Source organism: Porphyromonas pasteri (assembly GCF_014647755.1).
Taxonomy (GTDB): Bacteria; Bacteroidota; Bacteroidia; order Bacteroidales; family Porphyromonadaceae; genus Porphyromonas; species Porphyromonas pasteri.
Map to the genome: position 1 here is coordinate 418702 of NZ_BMPU01000001.1, position 21323 is coordinate 440024.

At 52.2% G+C, this 21323-nt stretch carries 14 protein-coding genes; 1 reads left to right on the forward strand and 13 read right to left on the reverse strand.

Going from position 1 to position 21323, the window contains the following annotated elements; all coding sequences use genetic code 11:
* Nucleotides 1-7 precede the first annotated feature (7 nt).
* From IEX77_RS01680 to IEX77_RS01730, 11 genes are all read right to left on the reverse strand, one after another.
* Nucleotides 8-1999, reverse strand: coding sequence for an OstA-like protein (locus tag IEX77_RS01680; protein WP_188807421.1), 1992 nt, complete (start codon nt 1997-1999; stop codon nt 8-10).
* Nucleotides 2000-3400 carry a peptidylprolyl isomerase gene (locus IEX77_RS01685; RefSeq protein ID WP_188807422.1) on the reverse strand — a complete coding sequence of 467 codons (1401 nt, stop codon included), beginning with the start codon at nt 3398-3400 and terminating at the stop codon, nt 2000-2002.
* A 36-nt stretch (nt 3401-3436) separates the two neighbouring features.
* Nucleotides 3437-5620 (reverse strand): DNA helicase RecQ, encoded by a 2184-nt coding sequence (gene recQ, locus IEX77_RS01690; RefSeq protein ID WP_188807423.1) that lies wholly within the window; start codon nt 5618-5620, stop codon nt 3437-3439.
* A 110-nt stretch (nt 5621-5730) separates the two neighbouring features.
* A complete protein-coding gene (gene clpX, locus IEX77_RS01695) occupies nt 5731-6981 on the reverse strand; it encodes an ATP-dependent Clp protease ATP-binding subunit ClpX (protein WP_188807424.1) in 1251 nt (416 codons plus the stop codon).
* The gene (clpP, locus tag IEX77_RS01700; RefSeq protein WP_009433051.1) at nt 6982-7650 is read right to left on the reverse strand and encodes an ATP-dependent Clp endopeptidase proteolytic subunit ClpP; all 669 of its coding nucleotides are present in this window, start codon (nt 7648-7650) and stop codon (nt 6982-6984) included. It abuts the gene before it with no gap.
* A gap of 901 nt (nt 7651-8551) precedes the next feature.
* A complete protein-coding gene (locus tag IEX77_RS01705) occupies nt 8552-10003 on the reverse strand; it encodes a TrkH family potassium uptake protein (protein ID WP_188807425.1) in 1452 nt (483 codons plus the stop codon).
* A gap of 21 nt (nt 10004-10024) precedes the next feature.
* Entirely contained in the window at nt 10025-11377 is a 1353-nt protein-coding gene (trkA, locus tag IEX77_RS01710; protein WP_188807426.1) for a Trk system potassium transporter TrkA, read from the reverse strand.
* 7 nt (nt 11378-11384) lie between these two features.
* Nucleotides 11385-13313, reverse strand: a complete 1929-nt coding sequence (dxs, locus tag IEX77_RS01715; protein ID WP_188807427.1) for a 1-deoxy-D-xylulose-5-phosphate synthase — start codon at nt 13311-13313, stop codon at nt 11385-11387.
* A 13-nt stretch (nt 13314-13326) separates the two neighbouring features.
* Nucleotides 13327-14694, reverse strand: a complete 1368-nt coding sequence (hisS, locus tag IEX77_RS01720) for a histidine--tRNA ligase (RefSeq protein WP_188807428.1) — start codon at nt 14692-14694, stop codon at nt 13327-13329.
* 41 nt (nt 14695-14735) lie between these two features.
* A complete protein-coding gene (locus tag IEX77_RS01725; RefSeq protein ID WP_373287884.1) occupies nt 14736-15224 on the reverse strand; it encodes a dihydrofolate reductase in 489 nt (162 codons plus the stop codon).
* Between the two features lie 14 nt (nt 15225-15238).
* Nucleotides 15239-16033, reverse strand: coding sequence for a thymidylate synthase (locus tag IEX77_RS01730; RefSeq protein ID WP_188807430.1), 795 nt, complete (start codon nt 16031-16033; stop codon nt 15239-15241).
* Nucleotides 16034-17144: 1111 nt separating this feature from the next.
* Here IEX77_RS01730 and IEX77_RS01735 point away from each other — a divergent pair.
* Nucleotides 17145-17834: a BT1926 family outer membrane beta-barrel protein gene (locus IEX77_RS01735; RefSeq protein WP_060935889.1), complete on the forward strand. Its 690-nt coding sequence runs from the start codon at nt 17145-17147 to the stop codon at nt 17832-17834.
* Nucleotides 17835-17950: 116 nt separating this feature from the next.
* On the opposite strand, the gene IEX77_RS01740 is transcribed toward IEX77_RS01735, so the two are convergent.
* Together IEX77_RS01740 and IEX77_RS01745 are read right to left on the reverse strand one after the other, a co-directional pair.
* Complete coding sequence (locus tag IEX77_RS01740) at nt 17951-19735, reverse strand: aminopeptidase P family protein (RefSeq protein WP_188807431.1); 1785 nt, start codon at nt 19733-19735, stop codon at nt 17951-17953.
* A 34-nt stretch (nt 19736-19769) separates the two neighbouring features.
* Nucleotides 19770-21314, reverse strand: coding sequence for a DUF4301 family protein (locus IEX77_RS01745; RefSeq protein ID WP_188807432.1), 1545 nt, complete (start codon nt 21312-21314; stop codon nt 19770-19772).
* Between the last annotated feature and the right edge of the window lie 9 nt (nt 21315-21323).

Consider the following 21323-nt stretch of genomic DNA (forward strand, 5'->3'; position numbering starts at 1 on the left):
CGCTTAGCTAGTTCTTCCTTTCGGGGATCCCAGTAGATGAGCTTGTGCTCGAATTGTCGAGGTCTTCTTTGCTTGAAAAAGGTCTGTATACCCATGAGTAGTCTAAATACGATTGAGGTGTGGTGGTAGCCCCGCTATCACTGGTGGGGCGAAGGACGCACTGGTATACCTGGCGATACTCCTCGGGGCGAAGAGCACGATACTGGGTCAGCAGTGAGTCGGTGCGAAGCGCTTCTTCGCGAGCTGTTCGCTCGAATGGCTCATAAGCAGCCAGTGCAGCCTTGGCTCCGCTGAAGCGCTTAAGGTCAGAGAGGGGACGTGAGCGCTGCTGGCTGGGGGGGAGGGAGTCCCCGACAGTCGTGATATCCTCCTTGCGCATGGGGCGACGATCAGCAGCCCACTGGAAGAGGGGAAGTCGATTGACTTCGGGACCCGAAGCCATCTCCAGAGGGTAAGCCTTTCCCTCAACGGGGCCTCGCCAAATAGACTTCTTGACCTTACCAGAGTCCAGGAGGACGTGCATCGTGGAGCTCGTCATGCGGTTGAGCCCATTATAGTCATTGGTACCGTCTTCCTTCATGTAGTAGATCGATTCGACCTTACCGCTAACCAAGATCTCACGCACCGTACTATCCTGGACGTAGGCACGTAAGCTGTCGCCACTCATCTGGTTGTAGTAGTCTACACTGTCAATATGCTCGACGACCAGAGCCTTTCCGAGGACATCTACGTAGTCAAGCTTCTTGCTTCGGAAGTAGAAGTGTGTAGTATCACCTGAGAGCTGACGCTCCTCACTCCACAGAATAGGCTTTCCATAGAGTGATAAGGTAGAGTCCATAGAGATATAGCTGAGCGAGTCGGCTACAGCTTGAGCATCTCGGCGGAAGACGCGTACGTTTCGATAGCCACGTAGGTAACGCTGCATCGTGTCAGGCTTAGCTTTCCCCTCTTGGGTAGCGGCTGTACGAAGGCTATCGAGACGGAGGCGATCAGGGATAGGGAGGCTGATGAGCTCCAGTGTGTCAGCCGATACATAGAGCGTATCCTTCTGCGAATATTCTTCTGCGTGGGCACGCGAAGTCGCGAAGGCATAGTTGCGCTTGTCATCGAAGTATCCATAGTCTCCGTAGAGGATGGCCTTCTGTGCGGTATCGGAGAGCTCCATGCGCCCAAAGGCTTCACCGAACTTACTCATGCCATCGTAATAGATGGAGTCTCCAATGAGAGTCTTCGCTCCAGAGGTTACCTCAGAGCGATCAAGGAGAATCCCCACATCTCGGCCGACATCATAGATACCACGCTGCGAGACGATCTGCCCAGAGTCAGACTGGATGAGTGTCTGCCCCTCATAGCTACTGATACGAGTATGGGTATTATAGAAGAGATGCTCCGTCGTCATCGTCGTCTTGTCATTGACGAGCTTGACATTGTAGCGGAACTCAGCATCATTCGTAGCCGGGATAAACTGCCCGTAGTCTGAGGTCAGCGTATTCTGCGCATCGGTGATCGTACCTCCCTCAAAATAGTAGGCTATATCCGCGATACGGTCATAGTCCAAGCTATCGGTATAGAGGTCAGTCGTCTTATTTGCCAGGTGCACATTATGACGAAGGCGTGCAAGCTTAGAGACACCATCGTAGTACAGATAGCGCGAATACATATGTACGGTGTCACCCTGTACCATGTGCACCTCACCAAAGGCCTCGAAGATCTGGTCATCCTCATTGAGATAGGCGCTATCACAAGTCATGGTCGCATTGCCATGACGCAGGACGACACCTCCCTTGAGGCGCTGTACCCCTGGCTGTAGAGCCGCATCGTACGTCAGCAGATCAGCATGCTCAAGGATAATCCTCGTACCGGCCTTTGCTGGACGAGGTGACTGCATCGTCGGTGACACTCCTCGGTAGGAGGCACGAGAAGTTAGGTAGCTCCCACCCATCACAATAAGGGCAAGAGCTACACATAGACTTAGACGTTGATTCTTCTCCTGAGGCATTTACTTCTTATCCTCGTGGATCCAGTCTGGATATTGGAAGTGGCAGTTGCGATAGCGCTCGTTGATCTCGATGTGGGTCTGCTTCTGACGAGCACGGATCCACTCATCGATGACTCGGGTACGCTTCTTCTCCAGTGCCATCTCCTTGATACGACGGAAGTCGTTGTTCATATTGGCAATATGCTCTGGGTGAATCTCCTTGATGCGGATGATCGCTACCTGCTCCAGTCCCTTATCGGTGTGCATGACGAAGGGCTTAGAGATTTCCCCTGGCTTGAGCTCATAGGCGATCTTTGCAATATCCTGTGGGAGATCCTCGTAGCGGAAGTTTGGAGATCCAGAGAACTCGCTCTCATTAGAGGTATTGGTCATCAGACCGCCATTGTTGAGCGTATTCTTATCATCCGAATAGAGCTGAGCGGCTACATCGAAGGTGATCTTCTCATCGCGGATGGCTGTAGCGATTGAGTCAATACGAGCTGTGGCTGCCTTGATGGCACTCTCCTCGACCGTTGGACGGAGGAGGATGTGGCGGAAGTTCACGAGCTCACCACGCTTCTCGATCAGCTGAGCGATGTGATAGCCTTCGTCCGTCTTGATGATGGGGGAGACACGTGTCTTGTCCATCAGGTTGAAGACAGCAGTAGCGAAGGCTGGGTCGAGATAAGCACGTCCGACGAAGCCATATTCACCACCTCGTGAAGCCGTACGCTTGTCCTCAGAGTACAGACGTGCGATCGTAGAGAACTCGCGCTTGCCTGAGTTCACGTCTTCGGCGTATCCACGCAGAATTCCCTTGACTCGGTCTAGCTCAGAGAGGGGCACTTGGGGCTCTAGAGCGATGATCTGCAGCTCAACAGTCTTAGGGATGAAGGGAAGGCTATCCTTAGGGAGCTGCTTGTAGAAGGTGCTAATCTCGGAAGGGGTGACCTGCACACCCTGAGAGATTTTCGACTTCATCATCTCTACGATAGCTTCATTGCGAGCCTGAACAGTGCGCTCCTCGCGGATCTGAGAGAGCTTCTTATTGAAGTACTCCTCAAGCTTCTCCTTAGAGCCCAGCTCAGAGATCACATTCTGTACCCACATGTCGACCATGCGAGTGACCTGCGTGTCGTTAGCTTGGATACTATCGATCTTCGCTTGGTTGAGGAAGAGCTTCTGTACAGCTATCTGCTCAGGGATGATGCAGTCAGGGTCTCCCTCGAATGTGAGTCCCTGACTCCGTGCAAAGAGCTTCTGATACTCAATATCCGAGAGGAGGATCGGTTCGTCACCGACCATCCATACGACCTCATCCACGATGGTCTTCTTCTGAGGTTCATCTCGCTTGGTCTGTGCAAGACTCAGAGAGCCAAGGGCAAGGAGGCTCAAGAGGACTATGGTTGTCTTTCTTTTCATCAAGGGAAAGGATCTGTTTAATACGTAGGGGAAGGCTTAGTTGGCAAGCTCCGAGAGGAACTTGATGCGTACTAAGCGGACTTCGTCTTCGGAGTAATCGCTACCAAGTTCGGTGAGCGCCTCATTGATATCATCAGTTGTCGACTCCTTGAAGTATTCGTAGATATCTTCAATGCGATCTTCGTCAATGACCTCTTCGATGAAGTAGTTGATATTAATGCGGGTACCCGAGTAGACGATAGCCTCGACCTCGCTGATGAGGACGTCAAAGTCAAGACCAAGAGCAATCGCGATATCGTCCAGAGCCACCTTGCGGTCGATCTGCTGGATGATATTGATCTTGAGCTTGGACTTGTCGGGGCGAGTCCGTACACGGATGTCAGCGGGGCGCTCAATGTCATTCTCCTCGACATGGCGGCGAATGACCTCTAGGAATTTCTGACCATAGCGTGCAGCCTTGCCGGCACCGACACCAGGGATGTTCTGAAGCTCATCCATAGTGATGGGGTAGAAGGTTGCCATCGCTTCGAGGGAAGTATCCTGGAAGATGACGTAGGGAGGGACATTATTCTGCTGTCCCATCTTCTTTCGAAGATCCTTCATTATAGCGAAGAGAACGGGGTCCGTTGACTCTCCAGAACCCCCAGTCCCTCCACTAGCTGGCTGATCCTCAGTCTCCTCATCGGAGTCCGTGATCTTGAAGCTCGTTGGCTTCTTGAGGAACTTTTTCCCAGCAGGGGTAAGCTTCAGGAGTCCGTAGTTCTCTACATCCTTCTTTAGGTAGCCTGCGATGAGTGCCTGGCGTATGACCGTCGTCCACGTGGACTCCTCTTGGTCTTGACCTGATCCAAAGCACTCGAGCTCCTCATGATGGAAGGACTCGATGTCAGAGTTGGTCTCTCCACGGAGTACTGCGATGACGTAGTCAGCATTGAACTTCTCCTTGAGGCTGCTGACGACCTCGAGAAGGTTTACAAGCAATTCTTTAGCTTCCACTTTGGTTTTAGGTACTAAACAATTATCACAGCTACCGCAGTTCTCTGCCTCATAGCGCTCGCCGAAGTAGTTGAGGAGGAAGGATCGACGACAGATGCTGGTCTCAGCATAGTCGGCAGTCTCGCGGAGAAGAGCTCGGGCGATCTCCTGATCAGCGACGGACTTGCCTTTGGTGAAGCGCTCAAGCTTCTCCAAATCATCGTGGTCATAATAGGCGATACATACACCCTCACCTCCATCACGTCCGGCACGCCCTGTCTCTTGGTAGTATCCCTCAAGACTCTTGGGCATGTCGAAGTGTATGACGTAGCGTACGTCTGGCTTATCTATCCCCATACCGAAAGCGATCGTGGCTACTATAACCTCTGCTCGCTCTTCGATAAAGGCATCTTGATTCTCTGCTCGCTCCTTGGCATCCAATCCTGCATGATAGGGAAGTGCCTTGATCCCATTGGCCTGAAGGACCTCGGTGAGATTCATCACCTGGGTACGGCGCATGCAATAAACGATCCCGCTTTTCTTCGGATTGGACAATATGTAGCGTACGATATCCCGCTCTGATTCCGCCGTCTTGGGGTGGATACGATAGAGTAGGTTAGGGCGATTGAAGGAGCTTTGGAAGACCGCTGCTGACTCCATCCCCAAGTTCTTCATGATGTCATGCTGTACCTTGGGGGTAGCTGTGGCTGTGAGGGCCATAATGGGGCGGTCAGCGATCTCGGTCACGATAGCACGTATCCGACGATATTCGGGTCGGAAGTCATGCCCCCACTCAGATATACAGTGGGCTTCGTCTACGGCGTAGAACGAGATCGGGATCTCCTGCAGAAGCTTGATGTTCTCCTTCTTATGTAGAGACTCGGGAGCTACATAGAGTAGCTTGGTCCGGCCCTGACGTACATCCTCCTTCACCTCCTCCAGTCGAGTACGAGAGAGAGAAGAGTTGAGGAAGTGAGCGACGGTATCCTCTTCACAGAAGCCTCGCACGGCATCGACCTGATTCTTCATCAAGGCGATCAGTGGGGAGATAATCACTGCTGTCCCAGGCATGAGAAGGGCTGGGAGTTGATAACAGAGGCTCTTCCCGCCACCTGTGGGCATCAGGACAAAGGTATCTTGACCAGCAAGAATACTCTCGATGATCTCCTGCTGATTCCCTTTAAACTGGTCGAAGCCAAAGTGCTTCTTTAGTCCTTCCTTGAGGTTGATCCCGTCCATGGCCATACGCTTCGTGATTACTTGGAGTCTACTTGAGGGTAGAGATTAAGCTGCGACTGCGATATTCTATAACACGGAATGATATATCTTCTTAGTGTGCTCTCACGCTTCGGGGGTCAGTATACCTCCTTAGTGGGAGAGCCATCCTTGGCGAGCTGTTGCTCGACGAAGGCAGCATCGACGACGAACTCTGTCACCCCCTGTGAGGGGAGCTCATACATCGGCTCGACCATTACCTGCTCCATGATGGCACGAAGCCCACGGGCACCGAGCTTCTGCTCCATGGTCTTTGATACAACCAGGTCAAGAGCTTCGTCGGTGAAGGTAAGGCGGATCCCATCAAGCTCGAAGATCTTGGTGTACTGGCGTACCAGTGCATTCTTCGGCTCGGTGAGGATCATACGTAGTGTGTCACGATGCAGAGGGTGCAGATAGGTGATGATCGGTAGTCGTCCGATGATCTCTGGGATGAGACCGAAGCTCTTGAGGTCACGAGCATCTACATAGCGGAGGAGCTCCTCTTCTTCGCGCTTAGAGAGCTTAGCGCCGGGGCTGTTATACCCGACGACGCGTGTATTGAGACGATGAGCGATCTTACGCTCAATACCGTCAAAGGCTCCTGCACAGATGAAGAGAATCTGCTTGGTATCTACCTGAATCATCTTCTGATCTGGATGCTTACGACCACCTTGAGGGGGGACGTTCACGATAGATCCCTCGAGAAGCTTCAGAAGCCCCTGCTGGACTCCTTCGCCACTGACATCACGAGTGATGGAGGGATTGTCACCCTTACGAGCGATCTTATCGATCTCATCGATGAAGACGATCCCACGCTCTGCGGCTGCGACATCATAGTCGGCGACCTGGAGGAGGCGAGTGAGAAGGCTCTCAATATCCTCCCCTACGTAACCAGCCTGTGTCAATACCGTAGCATCAACGATAGTGAAAGGTACGTGAAGGAGGCGAGCAATGGTCTTTGCCAAAAGTGTCTTACCCGTCCCTGTGGGGCCGAGCATGAGGATGTTGCTCTTCTCGATCTCTACGCCATCCGTCTCGGCACTTGGCTGAGCGAGGCGCTTGTAGTGGTTGTATACGGCGACCGAGAGATAGCGCTTGGCCTCATCTTGGCCGACGACATAGCCGTCAAGGAACTCTTTTATCTCACGTGGTTTGGGGAGATCCTTGAGTTCCTTTTGAGCAGCTTCTTCGGAGGCCTTTGCTTCGGCACCAGAGAGCTCTTCGAGGAGCTGGTGTCCTCGGTAGATGCACTCTGGACAGATATGAGAGTTGATCCCCTCAAGGAGGCCTCCAGTCTCTTCTTCTGTCCTACCGCAGAAGCTGCATTGTTTCTGTTGCTTCTTTGCCATCTACTTCTCTGTACGGGTGAGAACACGGTCGACCATCCCATAAGCCTGAGCTTCAGTGGCGGTCATCCAATAGTCGCGGTCGCTATCGCGCTGTATCGTTTCGAAGGGCTGTCCCGAGTGCTCGGAGAGGATGGTGTAGAGTTCCTCCTTGACCTTGAGGATCTCGCGAGCTGCGATCTCAAGGTCGCTGGCTTGCCCTTGCATGCCTCCGAGGGGCTGATGGATCATCACGCGAGAGTGGGGAAGGGCAAAGCGCTTCCCCTTGGTCCCTGCGACGAGTAGCACAGAGGCCATTGAGGCAGCCATACCTGTGCAAATCGTAGAGACGTCGCAGCCGATGTACTGCATCGTGTCATATATCCCGTAGCCCGCATATACCGAGCCTCCGGGGGAGTTGATATAAATGGATATATCCTTGCCTGGCTCGCTGCTATCGAGGAAGAGAAGCTGGGCTTGTATGACATTAGCCGTATAGTCATTGATCTGTGTCCCGAGGAAGATGATACGGTCCATCATCAGTCGAGAGAAGACATCCATCTGTGCGACGTTCATAGGGCGTTCCTCAATGATCGTCGGAGAGATGTAGCTACTCTGCACTTGCATATAGCTATCAAGTGCAAGGGAATTCATCCCCAAGTGACCTACGGCAAACTTCTTGAATTCGTTCATTTCTATTCTAGTAGTAATAGGGCCTTCTATCCATATTACGGCTCTATATAACAAAGGTATAAATAATTCTGAAATAGCCTAAGGAAATATAAAGCTCTACTTGGCGGTAGAATATACCGATCTTGTAGCAGAAAGTGCACTCTGCTGGTAGCTCCAAGAAAGTCAATACCTAATAGGAGACTGCCATCGCTATATAGCGGATATCCTGATACGTGAGGGAGCGATGTGTAGACTCACCTCATCAGGGCTTGTTGCAATAGTGGTTGGTGCTATGAACCACTATTGTAGACTGTTGCGCAGAGCCCTTGCTCTCTATTTATTGTGCTAAGGCATCGCATGCCCAGCCCCCCGATATACCTCTTCGAAGTGATACACAAGCCCTTCGCCTTATCGCGAGTATTCCTCTTATCCAGCAGAGGAGAAAGTGTCATTCTTGTGAAGAAAAAAGCACCTTCCCGTAGTGTTTTTTCCGCATCTATGCACGTAGTCTTAAAGACCAGGCACGTAAATCTTAATATCCACGTACGTAGATATTAGAGCCACATACGTAGCCCAAACTTATCTGCCACGCGTCCACAACTTTTATCCCTACGCGGAGCAACAACCTATATTGGTCGATGAGCAAACCAGTATTGGTTCATATACGAACCACTATTGGTTGATACCCCTAACCTATATTGGTCAGCATGCTGACCAATATAGATTACTACCCCTCTCCTCTATAAGTCCACTTGTGACTTGCTGTAAGCGCTCTTATTTCAGTGAATTATTGTATGGGGAGAACGAGTGCGTTTTGTTGTGACCTGTACACTCATAGTCCCTCTCAAAACGGCACAGTCCTGAGAGCAAAGACTCTCAGGACTGTGATATAGGTAGCTGAAGAAGCGGGTTCTTCTAAGTGCTATCGCTTCCAGAAGTGTGGGGTAAGGATGCCTATCACGGTAAAGACTTCGAGACGACCCGCCAGCATAAGGAAGCATAATAGTCCCTTAGAAAAAGCCCCTGCACCTGCGACGCTATTAGCATATTCACCAATCCCTGGACCAGAGTTACTCACAGCTGAGCAGGCAATACTGATGCTGGAGACGAAGCCATTATTATCAAGCATCAGAAGCATAGATCCCACAAAGATTAAGCTTACATAGAGGACACAGAAGGCGAGAATCTGGTGTACCACACTCACACTGAGCTGACGGCCATTCATCAGTACGGGGGTGAGTAGATGAGGGTGTATTTGCTTCTTGAACTCATTATAGAGGTTCTTGATCAATACCAAGAAGCGTGAGGCCTTCAGCCCACCCGAAGTAGATCCTGCACAGCCGTTGGCGAACATCAAGAGTAGGGCAATCATCCAGAAGAACGGCCCCCACAGTGTGATCTCCGCTGTGGAATATCCTGTACTTGACCCCAGGGTAAGCACCTCAAAGAGCGCATGACGGATATTCCCCTCCATGGTAGGATACTCTCCTTGTAGACTAATCCAAATGGTGGTAATGACTGTAGCGCCAAGAATGAAGATCGTGAAGAAGCGCGTCTCTTCATCCTTGAATAGGCGCATCGGCTTGCCGGTCACGGCGAAGTAGACCAGTGTGAGATTGAGGCTACCGATATACATGAAGAGTGCGAGGATATATTCCGTATAGATGGAGTCAAAGGCTGCTACACTCTCATCTCGGGTCGAATAGCCACCTGTCGAAATGCAAGTGAGCGCATGACAAACAGCATCAAAGAGATTCATCGGACCCACCCAAAGTAGGAGGATTAGCACAACGGTCTCTGCCAGATAGATAGCCCAAAGACGCTTAGCGACATCCGAGATACGTGGTAGGAAGCGGTCGTGTGTGATCCCTGTAGTCTCGGCATTGTAAATCTGACTTGCCCCACCGCCGAAGATGGGTAAGAGTGCTACTGTGAAGACCACAATACCGACACCTCCCTGCCACTGTGTGAGGCTACGCCAGAGGAGGACTGAGTGCGGTAATCCTTCCACCTTCGCAAAGATCGTGGCTCCCGTAGTTGTAAAGCCCGAGATCGTTTCAAAGAAGGCGTCCAAAGGAGAGGACAATGCTCCCGTCAGCAAGAAGGGAAGCATCCCAATAGCAGAGAGGAGAAGCCACACCGATGTCACGGCAAGCATACCTTCACGGCGTGAGGCGCGCTTCTTGTGTAGCTTATAGCCCTGGTGTAGGAGGAGTGCACCGACGAAGAAGAATACTCCGATAGTGATGATCCATGGGGTGGGAGACTCTTGATAGAGCAGTGCTACTATGAGGACAATGAGCATCATTGCCCCTTCGACGAAGCACATCATCCCGAGGATACGGCTAATGAATCGGAAGTTTATCGAGTGCATGGGTTGGTCGGGTGGGGGCTACTAAAAGAGCTCCTTGAGCGTATTGATCGTGAGGTCGTGATAGAAGATCACGACATGGTCATAGGGCTCGAAGACGGTATTCCCATCGATCATACAGGGGCGGCCATTGCGCATCATCCCCCCGAAGGTCATATTTGCGGGGAGTTTCAGGTCGCTAATGCGGCGCCCCACGATATGGGAGTCACGACGAGTGACGAGCTCAATAACTTCTGCATTATTGACCAATGAGAGACAGGTCACTTGTCCCGTATCCTGCCCAAGGAGTGTACGGTAGATATAGCCTGCAGCAAGGAGCTTCTTGTTGATCAGTGTACCGACATCGAGACGATAGGCAAGCGGTATATAATCAATATTCTCCTCCTTAGCCACCGTCTTATAGACGTTGTAGCGCTTCGCTGCGAGACAAGCTAAGACGTTCGTCTCGGAGTTCTCTGTCAGCGCAATGAAGACTTGGGATCCTTCCAGATTTACTTCATCGACAATCTCTGGGTCGCGTCCATCGCCGTGATAGATCTCGACGTTGTGAGGAAGCTCCTGCGAGAGACGTAGGCACTTATCCTTATCAATATCGATGAGTGCCACCTGAATGTCTTCCGAAATTTTCGAGATGGTACGCAGTGCTACGGGGCTAGCTCCCATAATGACAACACGCTCGATCTTCGGCGCTTTCTTACCCGAGAGCTTGCGAACGAGATCAATATGATCTACGTCACAGGTGAAGAAGACGAGGTCATTGTGCTCAATGCGGGTATTCCCGCGTGGGATAAGCGTATCAAAATCACGCTTAATTGCTACGACGTGGAAGTACTTGCCATCGTCACCTGGCAGAAGCGTCTTTAAGTCTTTCAGATACTGTCCTACGATAGGGGCACCATTGCGAACCTTCACACCGACGAGCGCCAGTGCACCATTGAAGAGCGTGACGTACTGACGTGCCCAGGGGTACTCGATGATCGAACCAATCTCGCGAGCAGCGAGCTCCTCGGGATAGATCATAGAGTCTACACCAAGCTCCTCCATGAGGATATTGTATTCACTCTCGAGGTACTCTGGGTTGTTGATGCGAGCAATGGTATGACGAGCTCCTACTCGCTTAGCAAGCATACATGCCATGACATTGGTCGCTTCGTCGGGAGTAACCCCGACGAAGAGGTCTGCTCCAGCTACATGAGCACGCTCGAGATCAGAGAGTAGGGTAGGACTCCCCTCGATAGGTAGGACCTCCAGATGGTGACTGGCTCGCTCAAGCTTCTTGCCATCTTGATCCATCAAGACGATGTTCTGCTCCTCGTTGGAGAGCATCTTTGCCAAGTGCGTGCCGACTTCTCCGGCTCCTGCGATGACTATTCTCATGGCGTCGTTATCCTTCTACCTTAGTGCCAAGAAGTGCCTTTGCGGCATCATAAATAGAGTCTTCATCTAAGCCACAGTAGCGCTTCTGCTCCGCCGGTGTACCATGAGAGATGAACTCATCGGGTAAACCAAGCGTCTTGATACGCCCCTTGTAGCCCGCTTCCATAGCCAGCTGTAGTATAGCTGAGCCGACGCCTCCACTAAGGCAACCTTCTTCTATGACAAGGAGGTTAGGTACGGAAGCAAAGAGCTTACGCAGGCACTCTTCGTCGAGAGGCTTGGCAAAGACCAAGTCAATATGTGCTACACTGTGCCCCTCTGCTTGTAGGCGCTCTACAACTCTCGCTGCTGAGACGCCGATGGGTCCCAGTGATAGGACGGCCAATGATGAGCCTTCTCGTAGTACACGAGCCTTTGCAAAAGGATAGTGCTCCATAGGCTGCTTCCAGTCCACCACAGAGCCAGCACCACGAGGGTAGCGAATAGCAATAGGCCCCGACCAGTCGAAGCAAGCCGAGTACATCAGGTGACGGAGCTGTATCTCATCATATGGGGAGCAGACAGCCATCCCTGGGATCGTACGTAGGTATGCTATGTCGAATGCCCCCTGATGCGTAGCACCATCTTCTCCCACTAAGCCAGCACGGTCTAAGCAGAAGACTACATGGCTATCCGTCAAGGCAACGTCATGAATGAGCTGGTCATAAGCTCGCTGCATGAAGGTCGAGTAGATGTTACACACGGGGATGAAGCCCTCAGCAGCCATACCCGAGGAGAAGGTCACCGCGTGCTCCTCGGCAATCCCTACGTCAAAGGAGCGCTTGGGATACTTCTCCATCATGTAGGTCATAGAGCAGCCCGTAGGCATAGCAGGAGTTACCGAAACGATACGCTCATCCATATCCGCCAGCTCAACTAAGGTCTCTCCAAAGACATCTTGGAACTTTGGTGGCTGAGGCGTCGCTGAAGTCGAGCTGATGCGTTCGCCCGTCTTCGGGTCAAACTTCCCTGGAGCGTGCCAGATCGTGGGTTCTTTCTCTGCTGGAGCATAGCCCTTACCCTTCATCGTGCTGATATGCAGTAGGCGAGGCCCCTTCATATCGCGGATATCCTGGAGGATCTGTACGAGATGGACAACATCGTGCCCATCCGTTGGCCCCAAATAGCGGATACTGAAGCTATCAAAGAAGTTCGTCTGCCCAGAGAGTAGCGCCTTGATACGGTTGTTGAAGCGCTGCAGATCCTTATGCTGATCCTCGTGGACAATATTGAGCTTGCGCAGCATGCGGTACATATCATAGCGCATGCTATTGTATGTGGGATTGGTCAGCAAGTTGACCATATGACGATTGAGCCCACCGACATTCTTGTCGATAGACATATTGTTATCGTTCAGTATGATCAGCAGGTTGTTGGGGCAAGAAGAGGCATTGTTCAGCCCTTCGAATGCCATACCACCACTCATAGCGCCGTCTCCAATGAAGGCCACGACACGGCGACTCTCATCCTTGAGGGCTGTGGCTACGGCCATACCCAGCGCTGCAGATATGGAATTAGACGCATGTCCGGCAGCAAAGGTGTCGTACTCACTCTCCGAGGGAATAGGAAAGCCAGCCAGCCCTCCCCAAGTACGCAGCGTGTGGAAGTCACGACGACGCCCTGTGAGGATCTTGTGTACGTAGGCTTGGTGCCCGACGTCCCAGACGATACGGTCTTCAGGGGTATCAAAGACGTAATGCATCGCCACGGTGATCTCTACGGCACCGAGGTTGGCGCCGAGATGCCCTGGTATCACGGAGAGAGTAGAGAGCATGAAGCGACGGATCTCCTCACAGAGCTCTGGGAGCTGATCGGGTCGGAGCCGTCTTAGATCATGCGGAGTCTCTATCCCATCCAGAAGGGGGTAGATCTGCTCTTGAGTGGTGCTATCTGGCATGATGATCGATGGATTAGTGCTGAGCTGAGAGGTGGCTGATCAGCGCATCGAGCGTAAGCTTCTCTTGCTGTCCGCTCTGCATATCCTTGAGGGTAAAGGTACTCGTAGTACGTTCTTCCTCACCCACCAGTACGACGAAGGGGATCTTGAGGCTATCAGCATAGCTCATCTGCTTCTTCATCTTCACGGGCTCTGGATAGATCTCAGAGCGGATCCCTTCTCGGCGTAGGCGTGCTACGATAGGCATCAGGTAGGCAGCATCCTCCTCGCTGAAGTTCGCAAAGAGGACTTGGGTACCGACCTCTGCTTCGCTTGGGAAGAGTCCCAGTTCCAAGAGGACATCATAGATACGGTCGGCGCCGAAGGAGATACCGACACCACTAAGGCCGTCAAGCCCGAAGATACCGGTAAGGTTGTCGTAGCGACCACCGCCCGAGATACTGCCCATGGCGGCATCGAGTGCCTTTACTTCAAGGATGGCTCCTGTATAGTAGGACAGGCCGCGGGCTAAGCTTAGATCCACCACAAGCTCAGCCTTGAGGTCAAGACGATCGATATGGTCGAGGATGTACTCCAGCTCTTCGATACCCTTCTGCCCCTCTTCGGAGGTGGCTAAGAGCTCCTTAAGCTGCGTAAGCTTCTCGCTATTGTTCCCAGAGAGAGCCAGGAAGGGGCGGAGCTTGGATAACTCATCCTCCGTGAAGCCCTTACTACGCAGCTCATCAAAGACCTTTTCTTCGCCGATCTTCTCAAGCTTATCGATAGCCGTCGTGATGTCAATTAGGCGATCACCTCGGCCCGTAGCCTCTGCGATCCCCGCAAGGATCTTACGATTATTAAGTAGGATGCGTACACGCAAGCCAAAGCGACGGAAGACCTCGTCGATGATCTCCAGGAGCTCGACTTCGTTAATCAGTGAGGTTGATCCGATGACGTCAGCATCACACTGATAGAACTCTCTATAGCGACCCTTCTGCGGGCGATCAGCACGCCATACCGGCTGTATCTGGTAGCGACGGAAGGGGAGTGTAAGCTCGGAGCGGTGCATGACGACATAGCGTGCGAAGGGTACGGTAAGATCATAGCGAAGGCCCTTCTCACAAGCCTTATTGGCAAAGTGAATAGCATTGCGCTCCAAGAGATCCTCATCAGAGAGATCACGGAGAGCATCACCCGAATTGAGCACCTTGAAGAGGAGACGGTCACCCTCTTCTCCGTACTTACCGAGGAGGGTAGAGAGCTGCTCCATCGTAGGAGTCTCTATTTGGCGGTAGCCGTAGAGTGCATACACTTGGCGGATGGTATCAAAGATATAATTGCGACGAGCCATCTCTACGGGGCCAAAGTCTCGCATGCCCTTCGGTATCGTTGGTTTCTGCATCTTCTTATGTAGATAGTCTGTGATATTTCTTTACTGTGGCCTCACCCTATGCGCTGCAGGAGGTGAAGCGTTGTGTCATATTCATTTTTCTCATCCCGTGGGAAAGTCTCTCTTGCGGTCTCGCTCCATTCTGAAAGATCAAGCTCGGGGAAGAAGACCTCGGCATCAGGGAATGTAGCCTTGACTCGAGTCAGGTAGATCCGATCGGCATGAGGTAGGAGCTGACGATAGATCTCACCGCCTCCGATGATGAAGACCTCGTCATCGGCTTCACACGCCTTCAAGGCCTCCTCTATCGTAGGATAAACCTCTACACCCTCACGAGCAGGAAGACTGCGACTCACGACGATGTTACGTCTATTGGGTAGCGGACCACGTGGCAGTGAGTCGAAGGTCTTACGCCCCATGAGAATTGTATGCCCTGTCGTGAGCTCCTTGAAGCGCTTGAGGTCGGCAGGCAGATGCCAGAGAAGATCATTCCCACGGCCGATAGCTCCATCTAAGGCAATGGCGACGACGATAGAGAGTATCATACTACTGTGAATTATACCGAGACCTTACCTGCGATGTGGGGATGAGGATCGTAATCAAAGAGTTCGAAGTCCTCGTAGCGGAAGTCCTCCAGTCGTGTGATCTCAGGATTGAGACGAAGTCGGGGGAGAGGGCGTGGCTCACGAGTGAGCTGAAGCTCCACCTGCTTCATGTGATCGCGGTAGATATGGACGTCACCAAAGCTATGGACGAAATCGCCCACCTCAAGCCCTGTGACCTGCGCGATCATGTGGAGGAGGAGAGCATACGAAGCAATGTTGAATGGGACCCCAAGGAAGACGTCAGCACTACGCTGATAGAGCTGGAGGCTCAGGCGGCCATCAGCCACATAGAACTGCATCAAGCAGTGGCAAGGCGCCAACGCCATATCATCAATCTGTGCCACATTCCACGCTGAGACGATCATCCGACGGCTTGTCGGATCACGACGTAGCTGGTCGACGACCTGCTGGATCTGGTCAATATGCCCCCCCTGATAGTCGGGCCAGGAGCGCCACTGATAGCCATAGATCGGCCCAAGAGAACCATCTTCACGTGCCCACTCATTCCATATACGCACACCATGTTCCTGTAGATAGTGGACGTTCGTATCTCCACGTAGGAACCATAGAAGCTCATATATGATACTCTTCAGATGTAGCTTCTTCGTCGTCAAGAGCGGGAAGCCCTGACTTAGATCAAAGCGCATCTGATAGCCGAAGGTGCTGAGCGTCCCCGTACCTGTACGGTCGCCCTTGAGATGTCCCTCGGAGAGGATATGACGGAGCAGATCCTGATATTGCTTCATATTCTATAATGATATAGGTGCACAAAGATACACAATAGACCTCAGTTAGCCTGCTTTTGAGCTGAGAGTTACAGAGCCCCCACATCAAAATCTCCTCCTCATTTGAGACCATTGCGCAAGGCCATCTCTTCACAACTTGCACTTTCCTCCTTCGAACTTCCCAGCCAAAATCTTCCGATTTCCGAGGGAAGAAGGTACGAGTAATGAAGAGGTCGTCTTGCGTAATGGTCTCATATATTGGTTGAGTACGTGGGTAGAGCTATGTAGGATGGTGAAGAAAGCTATATAGCTTTGGACTGATTCCTATATAGCTTTGCTTGGATTCCTATATAGCTTTGCTTGGATTCCTATATAGCTTTCGGTGCGAAGCTATATAGCTTTGTGAAGTGACCTCTATTAGTTTGTTGCTCCGCATAGGGATAAAAGTTGCGGACGAGTGGGAGATAAGTTTGGGCTACGTACGTGAATCTAATATCTACGTACGTGGATATTTGGACTGACGTACCTGGTCTTTAAGACTACGTGCGTAGACAGAGGAAGACCACTACATGAAGACGCTTTTTCCTTCACGAGAAGGACACTTTCTCCTCCGCTGGATAAGAGGAATACTCGCGATAAGGCGAAGGGCTTGCCTGACCACTTCGGAGAGGTATATCGGGGGGGACCGGGCGTGTGATGCCTTAGCGCTCTAAATAGAGGACAGGACTCGCGGCAACAGTCTCCATTTGCAAGTCGTATTGAAGTAGAGTCGATCGGCAAACGGCTATTGCTCTGTCGTTGAATGGCTATTGCTTTTGGGGATAAACATCCATTGTTGCAGCTTTGTACTCACTACTGTTTCGCATACACTCTCTGGTGGCAGTGCCGTACTCAGTAGGGGAGAGTGTGCCCAAGATACGTACACTTTGATACGGCTGCCTTGGAAGAGTTCCCTCATCGATCAGTACTGGTAGCTTTTATGAGCAATAGCTGGGAGATAAAAATCAGCATGCAAGTGCGTAACGGGCTCTCCCGTAAATATTATACGTTTTTCAGGTAATACTTTTTGCCTACCTTTGCCAACAACCCCTCGATATCACACTTGTGGGGGAATGCATAAATACTATTGAAAATGAAGAAGATTCTGATGACTGTAGCTCTCGCAGCTACCGCGCTTGTCTCCGCACAGGCTCAGTCGGAGTTCAAGCCCCTCGCAGGGAGCGTGACGACCGACTTCTCTCTCTTTGCTAATGGGATTTTCAACCAGACTGAATCACCCGTAGCTCTCGGCTCACACGCTGGTATCAACGCTGGTCTCATCAAGGGCCGCTACTTCCTCCAGGACAACATCGCTCTGCGCCTTTCTCTGGGTCTGAACAACAGCTCCAGCACGCAGAAGACGACTGACCCCGTGACCGAAGCTACCACGAAGAGCAACGTCTTCACCTTCGGCCTTGGTCTCGAACACCACTTCGGTGGCACGGATCGCCTCTCTCCCTATATCGGTGCCGAGCTCTTCCTCGGTTCTGCTACGGGCTCTATGAAGAGCGTCAACAGCGCAGCAACTACCATCTCAAAGAATGCTCCTCGCTTCGTCTTCGGTGGTGACCTCCTCCTCGGTGCAGACTACTACGTCGCTCCTCACGTCTACCTCGGTGTAGAAGCTGGTCTGGAACTTCTCCATGCCTCTACCGGTAAGACCTCTACGACGGTAACGCCTGCAGGTGGCACGGCTACGACGAACGAATCTAAGTCAACGACTTCTGCTGGTGGCTTCGCTACCGATGTCAAGGCTGGCTTCAAGGTAGGTTTCGTCTTCTAAACGAACTTCCATACAAGCTCTTAGGGTAGCTCTTAAGAGCAAAAGAAAATCCCCCTAAGGTCTCACCGACCTTAGGGGGATTTCTATATACGCTCTATAGGAGTGCGTCTGCCACTTTAGAGAGGGAGCGTCTTAGAGCGAAGCCAAGCTGCTTCGTCGCTGCTAAGTAGGGGAGCGATCGTCTGATAGACACGTTCCTGATAAGCATCGTACCAAGCGATTTCCTCTGCAGTGAGGAGGTCCTTACGGACAAGCTGGTTGTCAAGATAGCACAGAGTCACCGTTTCGAAGCCGAAGAAGCGCCCGAATTCGGTCTCTTCACGGAGCTCGGTGATGACGAGGTTCTCGATGCGGATACCATACTTACCCGAGCGGTAGAGCCCTGGCTCGTTGCTGGTGATCATACCGAGTTCGAGTGGCGTGGGATTGACTTCCATGCGGATGTTCTGCGGCCCTTCGTGGACGTTGAGGAAGAAGCCTACACCGTGCCCCGTACCATGCCCATAGTTCAGGCCCTGCTGCCAGAGTGCATGGCGAGCGAGGATATCAAGCTGGCTACCACGCGTCCCTTCGAGGTACTGCACCAGAGCAAGCTGAATGTGGCCCTTCAAGACGAGCGTGTAGTCCGTACGGAGTTCTTCCGAAGGAGCGCTGAGCGCTACCGTGCGCGTGATATCTGTAGTCCCATCGACATACTGACCGCCACTATCAAGAAGGAGTACACCCTCTGGACGTACCGTAGCAGCCGTATCTTTCTGAGCGCTGTAGTGGACGATAGCCCCGTTGCCGAGGTAGCCACAGATCGTGCCGAAGCTGTCACCGTAGAACTTATCATCTTTAGCACGGAACTCATTGAGACGGATACCCAGCTCGTACTCTGTGTAAGTTTCACCACGTCCCAGAGCTTCCTCCAGCCACTTGAAGAAGCGGGTCAGAGAAGCGCCATCACGTGCCATGACCTTACGGAGGCAAGCGATCTCAGTCTCGTTCTTGATAGCCTTGAGCTGAGTCAGTGCTGAGACTCCCTCGATCTTGCGGCAGTGCGCTGGGATCAGAGAATAGATGTGGTAGGTGATGCGCTTGGTATCGACCAAGAGGCGGACTTCAGCGGGGAGTGCTGAGATGAAGCTATCCAGTTCCGTGTAGCCCTTAAGGGTCACACCATTGGCCGTGAGGTAAGAGCGAACTTCCTCTGGCACCTTAGCTGGATCTACGAAGATGACGGCTTCCTTCTCGCCGATGTAGCCAAAGCCTACAGCTACGGGATTGAAGGATACATCATTTCCTCGTACATTGAAGACCCACGCCAGCTCATCGATCATCGTGATGATCGTAGCATTGGCACCCTGAGCGCGGAGCTTGCCACGGACTGCCTCGATGCGTTCCTTGGCACTTGCGCCTGAGTATTCCTCGGGATGAAGGAAGAGTGGATGATCGGGGAGAGCGGGACGATCTGCCCAAACACGCTCGATAAGATCCTGCGTGAGACGATACTCGATACCGTAGACAGCGAGCTTACGCTCAGTGTCATCGGCTTCAGCGAAGGAGAGGCATGCGCCATCAGCACCGACGACCGCACCAGCTGGGAGCTCAGAGGCGAGGAAGCCTTCGATAGTGGGGACGCCAGGGACACCCATCTTGAAAAGCTCGATAGAAGAGTCCTTCAGCTGCTCGCCGGCCTGCAGGAAGTAGCGGGAGTCAGTCCATAGACCAGCCTTATCTAAGGTCACAACGACGGTACCAGCTGAGCCATTGAAGCCACTGATCCATGAACGACTCTTGAAGCGATCGGGCGTGTATTCGCTGAGGTGTGCGTCTGAAGAAGGGATGATGTAGGCCGAGAGACCTGCTGCCTTCATCTCCTTGCGGAGTAGCGCTAAGCGCTCGATGATTGTAGACATACGCTTATAGGTTTATGTGAGAAACAGGGTAGGGTTAGGCGGGATTCTGATGCTCCGTACGGAGGAGATCATTGACTTCCTTCACGGGATTGAAGGTATCGAGAGGCACTTCGACAAAGGCGGTGTTCCAGTCATGCATAGCTCCATTCCACAGTCCAGGGAGTTCAAGAGCCAGAAGTTCGCGACCGCTAAGGCTCTTATGCGAGATGAAGGCGGTCTTAGGGTTGACAAACTTCGTCAAGTCAAAGGGCTGGCCCTTATAGTCACGTATAGAGCAGACAAGGTCTACTGGGTTGAAGTATCCTCCAGCCTCAAAGAAGGCGCGTTGTCCAGCATCCTCCATATCGATCTGCGAGCTCTCAAGGATCTGCAGAGAACTGCTGCCGTCATGCTCACGGACGATGAAGGGGCCACCACCGGGCTCACCTTGGTTGCGCACCATACCGCAGACGCGTATGGGGCGATTGAGGCGACCTTGGATCCATTTGATGGTACTACTATCCTCCTTATCCAAATCTTCAGGTACAGTGATGGATAGTTGCCCCTCAAGGAAGCCGAGGATTTCCTCGATCTGTGCGTGTGAGGGCTTGCCCTTTTCCAAGAGGGTGAGGTAGCTGAAGATCTGTCGTCTCAGTGCGATGAGTACGCCTCCGAGGAACTTCTTATACATGATCGTTGTGCCCTTATAGGGATCGGGAACCACGTTGTCAATGTTCTTGATGAAGACCACATCGGTAGGGAGCTTCCCAAGGTTATGGATCAAGGCACCATGCCCACCTGGGCGGAAGAGTAGGTGGCCTGTATCCGTACGGAAGAGCTCTCCATCAGGTGTCAATGCCAACGTGTCGGTAGAAGGGAGCTGTTCGCTGAAGCTGATGTCATAGCGCACACCATAGAGATCCTCATAGACAGGCTGGAGCGAATGAACAAGAGCTTCAAAGTCTTTGCGGTGCTCGGGTGATACGGTGAAATGCAGGCGTACCATACCCTCACGATCACGGGCATAGAGCGCTCCTTCGACGAGATGCTCCTCTGCCGAAGTACGCGGGGCTTCCTTATAGTTATGGAAGAGAAGTAGCGCCTTAGGTTTGCTACCATAACCCAGTCCCTTAGGAAGTAGAAGGTTCTCTACAATAGCCTTATACTCCCCAGCTGCGATGAGCTTAGGGATGCTCTTCCAGTTATTACGGAGACAAGCTTCGTTGAGGCGCTCATAGAAAGCAAACTGATTGATGTGGCTAAAGAAGCGCTCTTCCTCAGGCTTCTCAGGAGCTGTATAAGGGGCTTCGAGGAAGTTATAGAGCATTTTGAACATGCGTGAAGCAGCTCCTGATGCTGGCACCATCTTGTAGACCGAAGCCTTACCTGAGAGAAGATACTCTTCCCAGAGATCCATATAGCCAGCTTCTTCACTGGTCTCTACGCGCAGGATACCCTGCTCAAGTGAGGCTGATGCCAAGATCTCCAAATAAGGGAATCCCTTGCGGATCTCCTCTACTTGATGAGCTGCCGCCTCAGGAGTAATGCCACGAGCTGCAAGTTCTTCGAGGTCTTGTGGGGTGAATAGTCCGTTGTCCATAGGTAGTAG